At 71.2% G+C, this 18,063-nt stretch carries 17 protein-coding genes; 10 read left to right on the forward strand and 7 right to left on the reverse strand.

Going from position 1 to position 18,063, the window contains the following annotated elements:
• Positions 1–107: 107 nt before the first annotated feature.
• A complete protein-coding gene (locus SPRI_RS21200; RefSeq protein WP_037774414.1) occupies positions 108–707 on the reverse strand; it encodes a Uma2 family endonuclease in 600 nt (199 codons plus the stop codon).
• Between the two features lie 135 nt (positions 708–842).
• On the opposite strand from SPRI_RS21200, the gene SPRI_RS21205 reads away from it, so the two are divergent.
• The 9 genes from SPRI_RS21205 to SPRI_RS21245 all read left to right on the forward strand — a co-directional run bounded on the left by SPRI_RS21205 (position 843) and on the right by SPRI_RS21245 (position 11,571).
• Entirely contained in the window at positions 843–1,256 is a 414-nt protein-coding gene (locus SPRI_RS21205) for a PaaI family thioesterase (RefSeq protein WP_005316237.1), read from the forward strand.
• A 92-nt stretch (positions 1,257–1,348) separates the two neighbouring features.
• Positions 1,349–2,269: an LLM class F420-dependent oxidoreductase gene (locus SPRI_RS21210; RefSeq protein ID WP_005316239.1), complete on the forward strand. Its 921-nt coding sequence runs from the start codon at positions 1,349–1,351 to the stop codon at positions 2,267–2,269.
• A gap of 14 nt (positions 2,270–2,283) precedes the next feature.
• Entirely contained in the window at positions 2,284–3,036 is a 753-nt protein-coding gene (locus SPRI_RS21215; protein WP_037774415.1) for an SDR family NAD(P)-dependent oxidoreductase, read from the forward strand.
• A gap of 122 nt (positions 3,037–3,158) precedes the next feature.
• Entirely contained in the window at positions 3,159–4,283 is a 1,125-nt protein-coding gene (locus SPRI_RS21220) for an LLM class flavin-dependent oxidoreductase (protein ID WP_005316243.1), read from the forward strand.
• A gap of 762 nt (positions 4,284–5,045) precedes the next feature.
• Entirely contained in the window at positions 5,046–6,797 is a 1,752-nt protein-coding gene (locus SPRI_RS21225) for an N-acyl-D-amino-acid deacylase family protein (RefSeq protein WP_005316247.1), read from the forward strand.
• Entirely contained in the window at positions 6,794–8,263 is a 1,470-nt protein-coding gene (locus SPRI_RS21230) for an aldehyde dehydrogenase family protein (RefSeq protein WP_005316250.1), read from the forward strand. Before SPRI_RS21225 ends, SPRI_RS21230 begins: the two co-directional genes overlap by 4 nt.
• Before the next feature lie 283 nt (positions 8,264–8,546).
• Complete coding sequence (locus tag SPRI_RS21235) at positions 8,547–10,100, forward strand: APC family permease (RefSeq protein WP_005316253.1); 1,554 nt, start codon at positions 8,547–8,549, stop codon at positions 10,098–10,100.
• A gap of 162 nt (positions 10,101–10,262) precedes the next feature.
• A complete protein-coding gene (locus SPRI_RS21240) occupies positions 10,263–10,634 on the forward strand; it encodes a hypothetical protein (protein ID WP_037774416.1) in 372 nt (123 codons plus the stop codon).
• A gap of 64 nt (positions 10,635–10,698) precedes the next feature.
• Positions 10,699–11,571 carry a DMT family transporter gene (locus SPRI_RS21245; RefSeq protein WP_005316257.1) on the forward strand — a complete coding sequence of 291 codons (873 nt, stop codon included), beginning with the start codon at positions 10,699–10,701 and terminating at the stop codon, positions 11,569–11,571.
• A gap of 13 nt (positions 11,572–11,584) precedes the next feature.
• On the opposite strand, the gene SPRI_RS21250 is transcribed toward SPRI_RS21245, so the two are convergent.
• The 3 genes from SPRI_RS21250 to SPRI_RS21260 all read right to left on the reverse strand — a co-directional run bounded on the left by SPRI_RS21250 (position 11,585) and on the right by SPRI_RS21260 (position 15,300).
• Complete coding sequence (locus tag SPRI_RS21250) at positions 11,585–11,959, reverse strand: VOC family protein (protein ID WP_005316259.1); 375 nt, start codon at positions 11,957–11,959, stop codon at positions 11,585–11,587.
• 130 nt (positions 11,960–12,089) lie between these two features.
• On the reverse strand, positions 12,090–13,607 hold the full coding sequence (locus SPRI_RS21255; RefSeq protein ID WP_005316261.1) for a CehA/McbA family metallohydrolase: 1,518 nt from the start codon (positions 13,605–13,607) through the stop codon (positions 12,090–12,092).
• 64 nt (positions 13,608–13,671) lie between these two features.
• Positions 13,672–15,300: an IS200/IS605 family element transposase accessory protein TnpB gene (locus tag SPRI_RS21260; RefSeq protein ID WP_053557182.1), complete on the reverse strand. Its 1,629-nt coding sequence runs from the start codon at positions 15,298–15,300 to the stop codon at positions 13,672–13,674.
• Positions 15,301–15,591: 291 nt separating this feature from the next.
• On the opposite strand from SPRI_RS21260, the gene SPRI_RS21265 reads away from it, so the two are divergent.
• Entirely contained in the window at positions 15,592–16,419 is an 828-nt protein-coding gene (locus tag SPRI_RS21265; RefSeq protein ID WP_037774417.1) for an LLM class F420-dependent oxidoreductase, read from the forward strand.
• Between the two features lie 18 nt (positions 16,420–16,437).
• Here the strand turns inward: SPRI_RS21265 and SPRI_RS21270 are convergent, their stop codons facing one another.
• The 3 genes from SPRI_RS21270 to SPRI_RS21280 all read right to left on the reverse strand — a co-directional run bounded on the left by SPRI_RS21270 (position 16,438) and on the right by SPRI_RS21280 (position 17,830).
• Complete coding sequence (locus tag SPRI_RS21270; protein WP_005316270.1) at positions 16,438–16,860, reverse strand: PIN domain-containing protein; 423 nt, start codon at positions 16,858–16,860, stop codon at positions 16,438–16,440.
• On the reverse strand, positions 16,857–17,084 hold the full coding sequence (locus SPRI_RS21275; protein ID WP_037776669.1) for a type II toxin-antitoxin system VapB family antitoxin: 228 nt from the start codon (positions 17,082–17,084) through the stop codon (positions 16,857–16,859). The genes SPRI_RS21270 and SPRI_RS21275 overlap by 4 nt, the downstream gene beginning before the upstream one ends.
• 92 nt (positions 17,085–17,176) lie before the next feature.
• Positions 17,177–17,830, reverse strand: a complete 654-nt coding sequence (locus SPRI_RS21280; RefSeq protein WP_005316275.1) for a helix-turn-helix domain-containing protein — start codon at positions 17,828–17,830, stop codon at positions 17,177–17,179.
• Between the last annotated feature and the right edge of the window lie 233 nt (positions 17,831–18,063).

Consider the following 18,063-nt stretch of genomic DNA (forward strand, 5'->3'; position numbering starts at 1 on the left):
GACCGCCCGGCGGTCCCGTCACGCACCGCCCGGCGGGCAATCGTGTTGAGCGTCCCGCACGCCGCGTGCTACCTGGTGCCGCCTACCTGGTGGCGCCCGTTCTCCGGTCAGCCTTCGCCGGGCGCCTGGAACCCGGTCGTGTCGACGTGGCAGTCGAACGGGGCAGGGATGTGGATCTTCTCGCCGAACGGCACGGTGAGGTGGGAGGCATATCCCTTCGGGGTCGGCGACCAGTAGACGGTGGCGCTGTCCTCCTGCATGTCGAGCAGGAGGTAAACAGGAACACCGGCCTTGCCGTAGCGCTCGACCTTGTCGGTGAGATCGTCGTCGCGCGTCGAAGGAGAGGTCAACTCGGCGACGAAGGAGAGCCCTTCCCCGTCCAAATGGCGGCTTGTCGTCCGCCGCGTCTGACGGTGAGCCGCGTGGACGTCGGGGCCGTAGGCCCGCTCCACGCCGGGGAACACGTAGAGCGCGGGGGCGGAGCTGATCCGGTGGCCCTCCGGAAGGCGGGGGCGCAGCTGATCGCAGACCAGGTCCATGACGTCGAGGTAGTACGCCTTCGACCATGGTGACACGACGATGTTCCCCCTGATGATCTCGGCGTTGAAGCCGTCGGGCACGTTCAGCTCGTCGAGGGCTGCGCACAGCTCCTCGAAGCGGCGGGGGTCGGTGCCGTCTGTCGTCGGGCGTTCCAGCATCACCGTCATGATGCGCCTCCCTCGCATGGCGGGCCAGTCGATACTCAGCGTAGCGGGCCGGTGTGACACGGGTGGCCGAACAAGCAGGGACAGCCGCACCCGGGTCGTCTACCCGGAACGGCCCCCGACCGGCACCATCAGGGCATGACGCTCTCCACCGCAGAAGCGGGCAAGATCCTCGCCGACAGCTTCGCCCCCTGGGTCCTCGAACTCGGCCTGTCCGTCGAGGAGACGGGCGACCTGCACGCCGTGCTGCGGCTGCCCTGGTCCGACCGGCTCGCCCGGGAGGGCGGCGGGATGTCCGGGCAGGCGCTGATGGCCGCGGCGGACACGGCGACCGTGATCGCCGTGTCGTCGGCGCGGGGCGCCTTCGTCCCGATGACGACGGTCCAGCAGTCCACCAGCTTCCAGCGGGCCGTCGTCGGCGCCGACGTCCTGGTCGACGCCCGGATCACCAAGCTGGGCAAGCGCATGGCCTTCGCCGAGATCACCATGGCCGCCGAAGGTTCCGCGGAGCCGGCCGCCCGCGCCTCGACGGTGTACGCGCTGCTCGGCTGAGGCCGCTGCGCCACCCTTGCCTGATGGACCGTCAGCCCCGACGATGGCACCAGCCGTCGTTACTGACGGTCCGTCAGCTCTGGGGAGTCTTCATGGTGGCGTACGGGATGCAGCTCCCGGTCCAGTCGCAGAGCACCCTCTACGCCGAGCCCTGGGAGACCGAGGCGGGCCCGGACGACCTGGCCGCCGTCGCCGTGGCGGCCGACCGGGCCGGTTTCTCCTACCTCGCCGTCTGCGACCACGTCGCCGTCCCGCGACGCCTCGCGGACGCCATGTCCACGGTCTGGTACGACCCGGTCGCCACGCTCTCCTTCCTCGCCGGGGTGACCGAGCGGGTGCGGCTGCTGAGTCATGTCGCGGTCGTCGGGCTGCGCCACCCCCTGGCGTCCGCGAAGCAGTACGCGACCCTCGACCACCTCTCCGGCGGACGGCTGCTCCTCGGCGTCGGGGCCGGGCACGTACGGGAGGAGTTCGAAGCCCTGGGTGTCGACTTCGACGCCCGCGGGGCCGTCCTCGACGAGAGCATCGACGCACTGCGCGCCGCGCTCGGCCCCGGCGAGTATCCGGAGTTCCACGGGGAGCGGTTCCGTTTCAAGGACCTCGGGCAGCGGCCACGGCCGGCCCAGCCCCGTGTCCCCCTCTGGGTCGGCGGCTCCTCGCCGGCCGCTGTGCGGCGGGCCGCGCTCAAGGGTGACGGCTGGCTGCCCCAGGGCGATCCGCGCGAGAAGCTGCCGGCGCAGATCGCGCGGATCCGGCAGCTGCGCGAGGCGGCGGGGATCGAGGACCCCTTCGTGATCGGCGCCATCACCGAACCGCTGTACATCGGCGAGCCCGGCCGGCACACCGGCCGCCGGACGGTCTCCGGCAAGCCCGCGGCGGTCGCGGAGTCCCTGCGGGCCTACGCCGTGATGGGCGTGGACCAGATCCAGGTGCGGTTCCGCAGTCGCAGCCGCGGTGAACTGACCGACCAGATGGCGGCCTTCGCCGCCGACGTCGCCCCGCACCTCGACTGACCAAGGGAGCAGGCATGGGCAAGCTGGACGGACGCGTCGTACTCGTCACCGGCGCGGCGCGCGGGCAGGGGGAGCAGGAGGCCAGGCTCTTCGCGGCGGAGGGCGCGAAGGTCGTCCTCGCCGATGTCCTCGACGAGCTGGGCGAACCGCTCGCCAAGGAGGTCGGCGGTCTCTACGTCCATCTCGACGTGAGCCGCGAGGCCGAGTGGAGCGCGGCCGTCGGCGCCGCGAAGGAGCGCTTCGGGAAGATCGACGGGCTGGTCAACAACGCGGGCATCCTGCGCTTCAACGAACTCCTCGCCACCCCGCTGGAGGAGTTCCAGCTGATCACGCAGGTCAACCAGGTCGGCACGTTCCTCGGTATCCGCAGCGTCGCCCCGGAGATCGAGGCGGCCGGAGGCGGCACGATCGTGAACACGGCCTCGTACACGGCGCTGACGGGCATGGCGTACGTGGGCGCGTACGCGGCCTCCAAGCACGCGATCCTCGGTCTGACGAGGGTGGCCGCGCTCGAGCTCGCGGGGAAGGGGATCCGGGTCAACGCGGTGTGCCCCGGCGCCGTGGACACCCCGATGAGCAATCCCGACGGCGTGGACCCGGAAGCGGTCGGCGACCTCTACCGCACGCTGGTGCCGCTCGGGCGGGTCGGGCGGCCGGAGGAGATCGCCAGGCTCGCCCTCTTCCTGACCGGCGAGGACTCCTCGTACATCACCGGGCAGCCGTTCGTGATCGACGGCGGATGGCTGGCGGGCGTCAGCGTCCTGTGAGGCGGCCCGGTGCCGGTCCGGCGCCGCGGCGCCGCTGCTCTCTTGACTGCGCAGGCACCCGGTGGAACAGTCGGACCCATCCAGATCTGACGGTGCGTCAGAAACGATAGGCGGTGGACCCCGTGGAATTCGGCCTCTTTGTTCAGGGATACCTCGGCAAGCGCGCCGAGACCGACCCGCTCGCCGAGCACAAGGCGCTGATGGAGGAGACCGAGTACGTCATCCAGGCGGACAGGTCCGGGTTCAAGTACGCCTGGGCCTCCGAGCACCACTTCCTGGAGGAGTACTCGCACCTGTCGGCCAACGACGTCTTCCTCGGCTACCTCGCCCACGCGACCGAGCGCATCCACCTCGGCTCCGGCATCTTCAACCCGCTGGCCCCGGTCAACCACCCGGTCAAGGTCGCGGAGAAGGTCGCGATGCTCGACCACCTGTCGCAGGGCCGCTTCGAATTCGGCTCGGGCCGGGGCGCCGGGTCCCACGAGATCCTCGGATTCATGCCGGGCATCACCGACATGAACCACACCAAGGAGATCTGGGAGGAGACGATTGCCGAGTTCCCGAAGATGTGGCTCCAGGACGAGTACGTGGGCTTCCAGGGCAAGCACTGGTCCCTGCCGCCGCGGAAGGTCCTCCCCAAGCCCTACGGGCCCGCCCACCCGCCGATGTGGTACGCGGCCGGCTCCCCGTCCTCGTACGCCATGGCCGGCAGGAAGGGCCTCGGCGTGCTGGGCTTCAGCGTCCAGAAGGTCTCCGACATGGAATGGGTCCTCGACTCGTACAAGTCGGCGGTGAAGGAGGCGAAGGCGGTCGGCGCCTTCGTCAACGACAACGTGATGGTGACCTCGACGGCGATCTGCGCGGAGACGCACGAACGCGCGGTCGAGATCGCGGTGTCCGGCGGCCTCAACTACCTCCAGTCGCTGCTGTTCCGCTACCACGACACGTTCCCGCGCCCCGAGGGCGTCCCCGAGTGGCCGGAACTCCTGCCGGAGTACACGGCGGAGATCATCGAACTGCTGATAGCGGAGGAACTGATGATCTGCGGCGACCCGGGAGAGGTGCTGCAGCAGTGCAAGCGGTGGGAGCAGGCGGGGGCGGACCAACTGTCGTTCGGCCTGCCGATCGGAGTGTCCTACGAGGACACGATGACGACGATCCGCCTGATCGGCGAGCACGTGATCCCTCAGATCGACACGGACCCGATCCACCGGACGACGCGCTTCCGGGAGTCGGCGGGGAGGTGAGGTGGGGGTGGGCGGGGCGCCGGCTGCGGGTGCGGGTGCGTGGCCGCCTGCGGCGGGCGTGTTCCCCACCCCGCCCCTTCCCGAAACCGGGCTCCGCCCGGACCCGCACCGGGCTCCGCCCGGAACCACACCGGGACCCGCACCGGGCTCCGCACCGCGCGGACCCACACCGGGACCCGCACGGCGCTCCGTCCGGACCTGCACGGCGCTCCGCGCGGAAACCGCACCGGGCCGCACGGCGCTCCACGCGGAACCCACACCGGGCTCCACGCGGAACCGCACCGGGCTCCGCGCGGACCCGCATCGCGCTCCGCGCGGACCCGCATCGCGCTCCGCGCGGTGTTCGGGGGCTCCTCCCCTACGCCTCGCGGCGTGGGGGGACCCCCACCGGACCCCCGCGCCTCAATCTCCCCCTACGGCCTGGCCGCCGTGGGAGGTGCCCCCGGCGCGGCTGATTTCGCGCAGCGAAATCCAGCCCGCCCGGCGCTTGAGGGCACCGCGCGGAGCGCGGTACGCCGCCCGCAGGGCGGCACGGGGTCCGGGGCTTGCCCCGGTTCGGGAAGGGGCGGGGTGGGGAACGGCCCCGCGCAGCGGCCACCCCCCAACCCTCCACCCCCCCCACGCACGGGCGGCGTCTTCCCGGACCGTCGCCCGTCGCGGCCCGGTCGGGACGGCTCGCGCGGCCGCGGCCGGCCGCCGTGCCCCCGGCCGGGCCACACCTCACAGTCCATCCGTCCAGGACCCCGTGCAGAAGGGGACGCCATGCTCGCCCACCTCATCCGCAACGCGACCGTCGTCGACGGCACCGGCGCCCCCGCGTACCGCGCCGACGTCGGCATCGGCGACGACGGCCGGATAGCCGTCATCACGGAGCCCGGCACCGGCACCGGCGGCACGCGGCCCGCGAGGACCGTCGAGGACGCCACCGGCCTCGTCCTCGCCCCCGGCTTCGTCGACCCGCACACCCACTACGACGCCCAGTTGTTCTGGGACCCGTACGCCACCCCGTCCCTCAACCACGGCGTCACGACCGTCGCCGGCGGCAACTGCGGTTTCACGCTCGCACCGCTCAACTCCGACCGCCCGGAGGACGCCGACTACACGCGGCGGATGATGTCCAAGGTCGAGGGGATGTCCCTCGTCGCGCTCGAGCAGGGCGCCCCCTGGAACTGGCACACGTTCGGCGAGTACCTGGACGCCCTCGAGGGCCGCACCGCGGTCAACGCCGGTTTCATGGTGGGCCACTGCGCGCTCCGCCGGCACGTGATGGGCCCGGACGCGATCGGCGGGCAGCCGACCCCGGCGCAGCTCCAGGAGATGGTGGCCCTGCTCCACGACGCGATGGAGGCCGGTGCGTGGGGTCTGTCCACCACCCAGTCGTCGACCCACTCCGACGGTGACGGCAGGCCGGTCGCGTCCCGGCACGCCCTGCCGCACGAACTGCTCGCCCTGTCCCGGGCGGTGGGGGAGCACGAGGGCACCCAGCTCGAGGCGATCGTCGCCGGGTGTCTCGACCGGTTCGGGGACGAGGAGATCGACCTGCTCGTGGAGATGAGCGCCGCCGCGGGAAGGCCGCTCAACTGGAACGTCCTCACCATCGACGCCTCCGTACCCGACCGCGTCCCCCGTCAGCTGGTCCCGTCCGAGCGGGCCCGCAAGGCCGGCGGCCGCGTCGTCGCGCTGACCATGCCGATCCTGACGCCGATGAACATGTCGCTCGGAACGTTCTGCGCCCTGAACCTGATCCCCGGCTGGGGCGAGATCCTTGCCCTCCCGGTCCCGCAGCGCATCGCGAAACTGCGTGACCCGGCCGTCCGCGCCCGGATGCTGAGCCGGGCGGACTCCCCGGAGGCCGGCGTCTTCCGCCGGCTGGCCCACTTCGGCCGGTACGTCATCGGGGACACGTACACCCGTGAGAACGAGGGCCTCACCGGCCGCGTCGTCCGGGACATCGCCGCGGAACGCGGCCAGGACCCCTTCCAGTGTCTGGTCGAGATCTGCGCCAACGACGATCTGCGTACGGTCCTGTGGCCCATGCCCAGCGACAACGACCCCGACTCGTGGGCCCTGCGCGCGGAGACCTGGCAGCACGAGGACGTGCTGCTGGGCGGTTCGGACGCCGGCGCGCACCTGGACCGGATGTGCGGCGCCCCGTACACGACCCGCTTCCTCGGGGACTGCCTGCGGGGCCGGAAGCTGCTGGGGCTGGAGGAGGCGGTGAGGATGCTGACCGACGACCCGGCGCGTCTCTTCGGTCTGCGCGACCGGGGCCGCGTCGTCGAGGGTCATCACGCGGACCTCGTGCTCTTCGACCCGCAACGCATCGACGCCGGCCCGGCGACGCTCGTGCACGATCTGCCCGGCGACAGCCCGCGCCTGGACGCCAAGGCGGTCGGGATCGTGTCCGTGCGGGTCAACGGCGTCGAGACGATACGGGACGACGAGGTCACCGGCGCCGTACCGGGCAAGGTGCTCCGGTCCGGCCGTGACACGAGGACGGTGTCGACCCGGTGAGCGCACCGGGAGGGGCCGGGCAGCGGCTGTTCATCGGCGGCGAGTGGGTCGAGCCGGACGACGGTCACTACGAGGTGATCGACCCGGCGACGGAGGAGGTCGTCGGCCTCGCGCCGGAGGCGAGCCGCGCCCAGGTCCACGCCGCGGCCGCCGCCGCCCGCGAGGCCTTCTCCTCCTGGTCCCGTACGGGGCCCGAGGAGCGCGCCGCGATCCTGGACCGGGCGGCCGCCCTGGTCGTGCGCGACCGTGAGGCGCACACGGAAATCGCCCGTGCGGAGAGCGGCGCGACGACGGCCACGGCCCGCGGGATGCAGGTGGCCGTGGCGGCGGCGCGGTTCGCCCGGTACGCCAAGGGCGCGCTGGAGCCGGTCGAGCGGGCCCTGCCTCCGCAGATCAGCGCCGCGGGCCCGATGGGCAGGGGCGGCGTGCTCGGCGCCGTCGCCGTACGCCGGCCGGTCGGCGTGGTCACCTGCATCACCTCGTACAACAACCCGTGGGCGAACCCGGCCGGCAAGGTCGCGCCGGCGCTCGCCATGGGCAACACGGTCGTGGTGAAACCCGCTCCGCAGGATCCGCTGTCCGTCTACCGGATGGCGGCGGCCCTCGAGGAGGCGGGCGCCCCGCCCGGCACGGTGAACGTGGTCACCGGTTCGGCGCCGGCCGTCGGCGAGGCGGCCGTCGACAGCGAGGACGTCGACATGGTCAGTTTCACCGGCTCCACGGCGGTCGGGCAGCGCATCGCCGAGGTGTGCGGCCGGGGGATGAAGCGCCAGCTGATGGAGCTGGGCGGCAAGGGGGCGGCCCTCGTCTTCGACGACGCGGACATCGGCTCCGCCGTGCGCGGGATCGGCACGACGTTCTCCTTCTACAGCGGTCAGATCTGTACGGCGCCGACGCGGGTGATCGCGCAGCGCGGCGTGTACGAGCAGCTGGTCGACAAGCTGGCAGGCCTGGCGCGTGCCCTGCGCGTGGGCGACCCGCGCGATCCGGCCACGGTCGTCGGACCGGTCATCTCGGCGGCGCACCGCGACCGGGTGGAGGCGTATGTGGAGCTGGGCAGGAAGGAGGGGGCGCGGCTCGTGGCGGGCGGCGGGCGGCCGGCCTTCGACAAGGGCTTCTACGTGGCCCCGACGCTCTTCGCCGACTGCACGAAGGACATGCGTGTCGTGCGGGAGGAGATCTTCGGGCCGGTGGTGGTCGTGATCCCCTTCGACGACGAGGAGGAGGGCGTCGCGCTCGCCGACGACGGCGAGTACGGCCTGATCGACTACGTCTGGTCGGACGACGTGGCCCGGGCCTTCCGCGTGGCGGGCCGGCTGCGGGCGGGCGGGGTGGGGGTGAACACCGTCGGCCGGAACATGGAGGCGCCGTTCGGCGGCTTCAAGCGGAGCGGGGTGGGCCGGGACGTCGGTTCGTACGCGCTGTATGCGTACAGCGAGCTCCAGTCGGTGGTGTGGCCGGGCTGAGGGCGTGCGGCGGGTGGCTGAAAACCCTTGCCGTCATTGGCCCGTGGCGGGGCCGGAAAAAGGCACGGGAAATTTTGAAACCGGACAAAACGGTCGCCCCTGCGGTTCTCGCATCTCGGAAGAGTGGGCCGGCGGCCTTGTGATGTACCACTGGTAACGCTGGCATGTCTTTCGAATGCCCGGCAAGTGTGCGTCCTGACCTTGGAATCGAGCGCCGAAGATCTCGGGGAATCCGGACTTCGATCATCCGGATGTGGAAACCGCAGCACTTAACGTCCTCCCCATGACTCAGCTGGATGCGCGGCCACAGGCCGGAGACACGGTACGGAGCGCCCCCGACGGGGGTGTCCGCACCAAGGGCCTGGGCGGGAACTCCGTCGGCCTCATGGGTGGAGCTGTCATCGGCGTCTCGACGGTTGCCCCCGTCTACTGCCTGACCTCGACACTCGGACCGACCGTCGGCGAGGTCGGGCTCCAGATGCCCGCCATCTTCCTGGCCGGCTTCCTGCCGATGCTGCTCGTCGCTTTCGCGTACCGGGAGCTGAACAAGGCGGTCCCCGACTGCGGCACCTCCTTCACCTGGTCGGTGAAGGCCTTCGGTCCCAAGATCGGCTGGATGTGCGGCTGGGGACTGCTGGTGGCCACCGTCGTGGTCCTGTCCAACCTCGCGGGCGTGGCCACGTCCTTCTTCTGGCTCACCGCCGGAGAGATCACGGGCAGCGCCGACGTCGCCGCCCTCGACGGCAACAAGGCCGTCCACATCCTCACCACACTCGGCTTCATCGCCGTCGCGACGGCGATCAGCTACCGGGGCATCACCGCGACCAAGTGGGTCCAGTACGCCCTGGTCGGCCTCCAGCTCACCGTCATCGTGATCTTCGCGGCCATGGCGATCGCCAAGTCCGGCGAGGTCGCCGGCTCCCTGGACTTCTCCCTGTCCTGGATGAACCCGTTCGGCATCGAGTCCTTCTCCGCCTTCACCGCCGGGCTCTCCCTCTCGATCTTCATCTACTGGGGCTGGGACGCCTGCCTGTCCATCAACGAGGAGAGCGTCGGCAGCGCCCGCACCCCGGGCCGCTCCGCCATGCTCGCCATGGTGGTCATCGTCGCCTCGTACCTGATGGTGGCCATCGCCGTGCAGATGTACGCCGGCATCGGCGAGAAGGGCACCGGCCTCGGCAACCCGGACACCTCCGACAACGTGTTCGCCGTGCTGGCCGACCCGATCATGGGTTCCGGTCTCGGCATCCTGCTCTTCGTCGCGGTCCTCGCATCCGCCGCGGCCAGCCTGCAGACCACCTTCATCCCGGTCGCCCGCACCGCCCTCGCGATGAGCGCGTACGACGCCATGCCGCCGGCCTTCGCCAAGGTCCACCCCCGCTTCAAGACCCCGGGGCTCGCCACGGTCGCCGCGGGCGTCGCCACCGGCGTCTTCTACACGGTGATGAGCCTCGTCAGCGAGAACGTCCTCGTCGACACGATCTACGCGCTCGGCCTGATGATCTGCTTCTACTACTCGATCACGGCCTTCGCCTGCGTCTGGTTCTTCCGCAAGGAACTGACCCGCTCGACCGGCAACCTGCTGGTCAAGGGCATCCTCCCCGGCGTCGGCGGCCTGATGCTCACGGCGGTCTTCGGCAAGACCCTCTACGACATGTGGGACCCGGCCTACGGCTCCGGATCCTCCGTCCTCGGCATGGGCTCGGTCTTCGTCATCGGGGTCGGCCTGCTGGTCCTCGGCTTCTTCCTGATGCTCCTCATGCAGCGCCGCAGCCCGGCGTTCTTCCGCGGCGAGGTCCTCACCAAGGAGACGCCGGCGCTGGAACTGGCCGACTGAACGACCCTCTGCCGGGCCCCGGTGCGCGTCGCGCGCCGAGGCCCGGCTTCCGGCTGTCCGGGCCCTGAAACACCGGCCCGGACCGGTGCTTCAGGGCCCGGTCTCGACAGCGGGGCAGCCCGGCCGGCCCCGCTGTCCGACCCGGGCCCTACAGTCACCCGTATGACCGAGCCGCTGATCCGAGCCACCGAAGCGGGCGGGAGGTCCCTCGACGATCCGTCGGAGGTGGCCGTCCACGACCTGCTCGCCGACATGAACCTGTCCCACCGGTTCGTGATCGTCGAGCGGACCGACAGGGAGCCGGCCGACCAGCACTTCATGCAGGTGTATCTGAACGACGACTTCAGCTACCAGGTCGAGTACCGCGAGGGCGGCGACCATCTGCACTTCGAGGCCCACGTGCCGTGGCAGGGGGACGTCATCGGGCCCGAGCCGGTGGCCAGGATCATCGGCGACTGGATGCGCGACGGCGACACCTGGCGCACGGCGCTGCCCTGGACCCCGCTCTTCCCGGCGGGCAAGGACGGGCGGTAGCCCCGGGGGTACCGGATGGAGTGTCGGCGCCCCACTTCCGCCGTGCCCGTCCTACGGTGCGGTCATGCGCGCACCCTCGGACAGCGGAGCCGCTCCGGCCACGTTCGCCGTCTGCTGTCTCCTCGCCGGAGGCAACGCCGTCGGCGTCCGCTTCAGCAACCGCGAGCTGGATCCGCTGTGGGGCGCCGCCCTGCGCTTCGGGGCCGCGGCCGCGGTCCTGCTCCTCGTCATGGCTGTCATGCGGCTCCGCTGGCCACGCGGACGGGCACTGGCCGGCGCGCTGCTGTTCGGTGTGCTCAACTTCGGCGTCACGTTCGCCCTGGCCTACTACGCCCTCGTCCGCATCCACGCCGGTCTCGGCCAGACGATCCTCGCGCTGGTGCCGCTCGCCGCGCTGCTGCTCTCCGTCGCCCAGCACCAGGAGACGTTCCGGCTGCGGGCCGCCGTGGGGACGGTACTCGCCGTCGCGGGCGTCGCCGTGGTGTCCCGGAACCCGCTGCAGGGCTCCGTCCCACTGCTCTCGTTCCTCGCGGTACTCGGCGCGGTGCTCTCCTTCGCGGAGGCGACGGTCCTGGTCCACCGCCTGCCGAAGGTCCACCCGGTCACGATGAACGCGGTCGGTATGACCGGCGCCGCGGTCCTCCTCTTCGCCGGCTCCCGCGCCGCCGGCGACGCGTGGATCCTCCCCGAGCGGGCGGCGACGTGGTGGGCCGTGGCGTATGTCGTCCTGGCGGGCTCGGTGGCCGTCTTCGTGCTCTACCTGATGCTGGTCAGAGCCTGGGGTCCGTCGAGAGCCGCGTACGTCTTCGTCGTCTTCCCCCTCGTCACCATCCTGCTCTCGGCGTGGCTCGACGACGAACCCCTGACGGCGAGCCTGCTCCTGGGGGCACCGCTCATCCTGCTCGGCGTCTACGTCGGGGCACTGCGCAGGCGGTGACCGGTCCCGGTCGTCAGCCCGTGCGTTCGGCGGCGCCGCGCTCGACGCAGAATTCGTTGCCCTCCGGGTCCGCCAGCGTCACCCAGCCCCTCCCGTCGGGCACGCGATGGTCGCCCACGAGCGTCGCCCCGAGCGCCAGCAGACGCTCCACCTCCTCGTCGCGGGTGCCTTCCGCCGGCACGATGTCCAGGTGGACGCGGTTCTTCACGCTCTTCTTCTCGGGCACGGTGACGAACAGCAGCGCGCCGTTCGCCGACTCGACCAGCGCCTCCGGATCGCCGGGCGCGTCCTCGTCGGAGACCTTGGCATCCAGCACCGCCGCCCAGAAGGTCGCGAGGCGGTAGGCGTCGGAGCAGTCGATCGTGATGTGGCGGACAAGTGATCCCATGCCTGGAGGGTAGGGCCCGGGGCCGCACCCCGGCCGCCATTTTCCGATGGGCGGGAAGGGCCGATAGGGTCGGACGCCGGGCCGCCCGCACCGCCGGCGGCCCGGACATCACTTCGCAGGTCCTCGAGCCTCAACCACCCAGGAAAACAGGGTTGGTGAACGCGGCGAGCGGCCCCGGCAGCGGCGGCGTCACGGGCGCGTGACGCACTTCGGCGCGAACGTACGTGGCGTACCGCGCGGTCGTGCGCCACTCCACCGCGCCGGACCCCTCCGGCGGGAGCGCCGCCGAGTGCAGCACGCCCTGATCGGTGACGAACCGCACCGTGCAGCCGGGCGCGCCCTCCACCTCCAGCCGTACCGTCACGGGATCGCCGTCGTCCACGCGGAGCCGCTCGCCGATACCGGCGTGCCGGCCGCGCCCGCCGGCCGCGGAGAAGGCGAGGGAGACGTCCTTGGACTCCGCGACGTAACTGCGCCCCGCCCTGATCCCGTCGAGGATCGCCTCGCGGGTCAGGTCGTCGGCGAGGACGACGGTCTGCGGTGTGCCGACCGGATCGGGGTCGCGGTGCGCGTCGCTGCTGCCCATGGCGGGGGTCCAGCGCCCGCCGTTGCGGGCCGCGAGCGCGAGCGTGCTGTCCCAGTCGGCGAGGGAGACCTCGTCGTCGGGCGTGTAGGGCCCGTTCCAGACCTCCACCGCGTCGGCCTCCCCGAAGCCGAACTTCCAGTTGCAGCCGATGCAGGTGGCGTGCGGATGGGCGGGGACCACCAGTCCGCCGGCCCGGCGGATCTCGCGGGCGTAGTGCCCGAAGCGGTTGTCGCGGGCGCGGTAGCGCCAGTCGACGAACGTGCCGGGGTCGGTGCCGATCGCCACCACGTGCCCGTTGCGGGTCGTGACCTCCTCCCCGAGCAGGATCAGCAGATCGTCCCCGGCCTCCGCCGCCCAGTGGGCGTGCGCGGAGTGGGTGTTGTGCTCGGACGAGTTGATGAAGTCCAGCCCGGCGGCACGGGCCAGGGCGGCGATCTCGGCGGGGGTGCGCCTGCCGTCCGAGTACCAGGAGTGGATGTGGCAGTCGCCGCGGTACCAGGCACGCCCGCGGCCCTTGGCCCGCTCGGGCGGATGGACCGTCTCCGGCGCCGGAGCCGGCTCGCCGTACGTCAGCGTGACGGTCACCTCGTACGGGAGGCCCTGCGGCGCGACCGTGTACGGGCCCAGCGCGATGTGCCAGGTGCCGGGGCGGACCGGGCCCGGGACGTAGCCGGGCGTCGCCTCGTCCGCGCGGATGAAGAACTCCTTGCGGGCGCCGCCCGACCAGCCCCGGAAACCCTTGCCGCCGAGGCCGGTGCCGCGCTCGTCGAAGATCCCGATGTCGAGGGCGTTGCCCTGCGTCCCGCCGGGGACGGCCGGCTTCTCGTACGCGTACGAGACGTGGATCTCCCGCACCCCGCGCGGCACTTCGACCGGCAGGTAGACGTAGTCGGGGGAGCCGGGCGGCAAGGTGCCGCGCACGACCTCGGTCCGCCGCTCACCGTCGCGCGGCGCGGCGCTCGCGAATCTCACGGTCCCCAACGTAAGGGCGGCGGCCGCTCCGGAGACGAGCAGCCCGCGCCGTGCCATCGTGTGTCCCGCGTGTTCTTCCTCGTTGCACATGCCGTCGGACTCCCCAGGGTGTCGAAAGGCTTCAGTGACGCAGCCGAACCGATGTGAACCGTTCCTATTCAGTGAGCAGGAGTGAGTCTTGGACCCATTCCTGGTTGCTGCGGGCACCCCGAGCGGTGGTGGGTGTCCTGGTTGCCCGCTTTCGTTCCGCGTCCGGTGGCACGCATCGTGTGCGTGGTCCGGGGATGCGGGGGCGGGGTTCCTCGCGCCCAGGGGAACGCCGGTCGGCCTGGACGGTCCGATGCCCCGCACGATCGCTCTGGTCGTGCGGGGGCGGTGTCGTCCGTCGCCGGATCGGGTGCCCTTGGGCGCGTCTGCCGATCGCGATGCTCGCGGCATCGTGCCGGCTGATCTTGCGGGTGGTGCTGGTGAGGGGCTTCTGCCAGTGCTGGGCGCCCCATTTGGATGTGTAGGCGGGGTCGACGGCGATGATCGTGATGCCGGTGGCGTCGGCCATGGAGGTCAGCCGGGCACGAAGTTTGCCCGTGGGCATGCCGGAGATCAGCTGCCGGAACCTTCGCCTGCGGCCGTGCTTCTCCCTGGTTTTCTCGGCCTGGAAGTCGAGGTCCTCGACCGCGATCGCCTTCACGCCGCAGGAGTGGGCCCAGTGCAGGAGTCGGGTAAGGGCGTGCCGTACTTGGGCGTCGCGGTGTGGGGCGCTGCCGGTCAGGGTGTAGAAGAAGCGGCGGGGATCGCCGCACGGGTTGCCGTGGGTGTCCAGGCGCCAGGCGGCGAGGTGGTCGGCGTTGGTGTCCACCCCGATCACGCCGTGGGCGAGGGCGGCTTCGAGCGGAACGGTAGGGGTGGGTGGGATCTGCCAGGACGCGGTCACATACCAGCGGCCGCGCCCGGTGTCGTGGTGGATGCGGTAGGCCACCGCCCGGTGCGCTGCCACCCGGTCCGCCCACTCAGAGCCCCGGTGCGCGAAGGAGACCTTCGTGGCGAGTACGTACCGGCCGTGCGCAGCGTTCGCCAGATGCGCCAGCGGGGCCGGGAGCTTGATGCTGACGTCGCCTTCGGGGGTGATGCGGATCGTCTCGTTGCCGAACCTTTTCCCCGACTCACCATCCGCCTGGAGGAACCAGCGCTCGGCCTCCCACCGCCGGCGCCACTGGGCTGCGGTCAGCCCCGCATCGGCAAGGTGATGCCGGGTACGGGTCAGACGTCGGCCGCCGCGCACCACACGCACGACACCGGCCGCACGGTCGGCTCGTGCCCGCTCGAGCCGGTCCTCCAGCACCCGCAGGCGCCGGGTTTTGTGGAACCACTCGTGCGCGGAGCGGTAGCCGCCCGGGACCCGCCGGGTGCCTTTCTGTCCGACCGGCAGCGACAGCCGGTGAGCGATCGTCCTGATCCCGGCTTCGAGGCCCTGGATGTGCGCGGCCTGCCCGCGCCGGGCGAGCGCCCACTGATCGTGCGTGGCCTTCGTGATCGACCCCGCCCACCTCGACGACGACACCCCCGTCAAGCCACGCTTCCGGGCCGCCCACGACTCGGCGGAGTGCTCCAGACCGTCAGCGCAGCGGGCCTTCAAGTCCCGCGAGGCCAGCGCGCCGAGATGCGCACCCACCAGCCGCAGCACCTCCTCATCCTCCGGAGTGAGGCCCTTCAGCCGGTCACGGACCGCCACACCCGAAGGTCCGGTGACCACGAACGGCGCCACCAACTCCCGTAGACCCCCCACAGTGATCACCCCCTCCGCACCGGACCACACACACCCGCCACCACCCCCAACGACAAGCCCCCGCAGAGGTCACCCATTCGACAAACGAACCCCCATCCGCCCCGCGAGCCCTCACACACCACAGCCCACAACAACTCACCCGTACACGGCAGAACTCACTCATACGAAGCCAAACACCAGCAGTTCACCACCCTGGTATTGAGCCGTTAACGGGCGGCCAAGGGAAGAGGTGCGGCGGACGACGCGGTCATGACTGGAGACGAACCGCCTCGGACGGCATACGTTGAAAGCATGCGGATCTCGACCACGATCTTCCTCACCGACGAGACGATCAGCCCGGTGCGGCTGGCCCGGGAGCTGGAGCGGCGGGGCTTCGCCGGCCTCTACGTCCCCGAGCACACCCACATTCCGGTGGAGCGGACCACGGGCTACCCCGCGGGCGGTGAGCTGCCCCGCGAGTACGGCCGCACGCTCGACCCGTTCGTGGCGCTCGCCCAGGCGGCGGCGGTGACGTCGACACTGACGCTCGGCACCGGCATCACCCTGGTCGCGCAGCACGATCCGATCGACCTGGCCAAGCAGATCGCGACCCTGGACCATGTCTCCGGCGGCCGCTTCACACTGGGCGTCGGCTTCGGCTGGAACAAGGAGGAAGCGGCGGACCACGGGGTCGAATGGTCGACGCGCCGCGAACTCACGCTGGACCGGATGCGGCTGATGCGGGCGCTGTGGGCGCCGGAACCCACGCCGTACAAGGGCGAGTTCGCCTCCGTACGCCCCTCGTCGGCCTTCCCCAAGCCGGCCGGCGGCGCTCCCCGCGTCCTGGTCGGCGGCGCGGCGGGCCCGAAGCTCTTCTCCCACATCACGCAGTACGCGGACGGCTGGCTCCCGATCGGCGGCCGGGGCCTCACGGAGACGATGCCCCGGCTGCGTGCCGCCTGGGAGTCGGCGGGCCGCGACCCGAAGACCCTCCAGGTCGTCCCGTACGCGGTCCGGCCCTCCGCGGGGAAGCTGGCGCACTACGCGGAGCTGGGGGTGGAGGAGGTCGTCCTCCAACTCCCGCCGGGGGACGAGCCGGAGGTCCTGCGGGCGCTGGACGAGTACGCGCAGTATCTGTAACGGCTTTGGGCGAGGCCGTCAGACGGTGTACGGATCACGCACGTCCCGTACTTCGACCTCGTCGACGACGCGCGCGACGGACACGAAGTCGTTGTCGCGATGCAGCACGACCAGACCGTGGTGGACCGCCGTTGCACACAGCAGCAGGTCCAGCGGGCCGGCGCTGCGATGCTGCCCTTTCTGAGTGAGCTTGTACTGCGCAGTGTCGACCCATGACCATGCACCACCAGGGACCCGGGCGGCCGGGAACATGTCGTGGAGCCTTGTCTCGAGGTCGTCCCGGTGGGCAGGACCGGTCGCCGAGTGGAGAAACTCAGCTTTGGTGGGTTCGCAGATCAGCACGAGGCCGGACTCGACGAACGGCGCCCATGCTGCCCGTGCCTCCGGTATGCGCAGCAACTCCCACAGGGCGGACGTATCGATGAGGAACCGGTGGTTCACTCGCCCCTCCAAGCTCGCTTCCGGGCTTCGTACGCCTTGATGGCCTCGTCGAACTCGCCGCTCTCCGCGCGCTCGGCAAGATCCTGCATGGCTTCCAGCCGTTTGAGGCGGTGGACGTAGTCCAGCAAAGCGCCGTTGATCGTGTCCTTCTTGGTCGTCGTCCCCATCAGACGCATGGCCTCCGCCAGCACGTCGTCGTCGAGATTGACGTTGGTCATGCTCACCCGGACCTCCATGTTGGTCATGTGGATGATCGGCCCACATTATGTACATCCGCCTTCCATGGTACGGCCGAGCATCAGGGCGTCACCAGCAGTCACGACGCCACGAGGACGGCGACCGGCGCGCAAGCGCTGCACAGCCCCGGCTCGGGCGCGCGGAAGGCGAGGTCGCAGGCGTCGCACGTCTGGAACGGGTCCGGGCGCGAGGCGCCGGGCGGCGCGGCAGGGAGCGGTGGCGGCAGCAGTTCCGTCGGCCGGGGTCGTGGGCCGGTCTGCTGCCGCAGGGGTACGGGCTCCGGCCCGGCGACCGGGTCCGGCACCGGCGGCTCGACGGAAGGTGGCGGCGCTTCCCGTTGGGGGACGGGCGCGGGCTGCCCCGGCGCGCGGACCCGCATCGCGGGCGGGTTGCTGAACGACTCGGTCGTCGTGATCAGCTGCCCGGACGGCAGCCGCACCCGCGTTCGCCGCAGATACCCGTACCGCTCCAACTCGTTGAGCGCGTCCGAGATGCGGTCCTCGCCCTCGGGGAACCGCTCGGCGAGCTTCTTGACCGAGATCCTGGTCCCGGTACGGAGCGACTGGATGTGGACCGACAGCCCGATCGCGGTCAGCGAGAGACGATCGTGCTGGGCGAGGTGGTTGCCGACCACGACGAAGCGTTCGTTGTGCGGCAGGTTGATGTGCCGGATGCCGACCGCGGGAACGGGCGGCGACGCGCACAGGGGCGCGTTAAGCTGCGCTACAGCCATGGGGAAGCGATCTCTTCCTCGTTGGTGAGGCCCTCGATCGGGATGCCAGTCCCGGCCGGGGGCCGCCGCATTTCTGCGGTCGTGTTCTGTTGTCGAGGCTGAGCTTGCACCGCGTCATGGCATATGCGCCAGTTGAGTTGGGGTGCGTCACCCGTCCGAGTGAGCGGCGGGTGAGGTGGGGTCAGGAAGGTTCTTCCCCTGGTTCTTAAAGCTTTTGAAGCGGGCGGGTCGGG

This window comes from Streptomyces pristinaespiralis (genome assembly GCF_001278075.1).
Classification (GTDB): domain Bacteria; phylum Actinomycetota; class Actinomycetes; order Streptomycetales; family Streptomycetaceae; genus Streptomyces; species Streptomyces pristinaespiralis.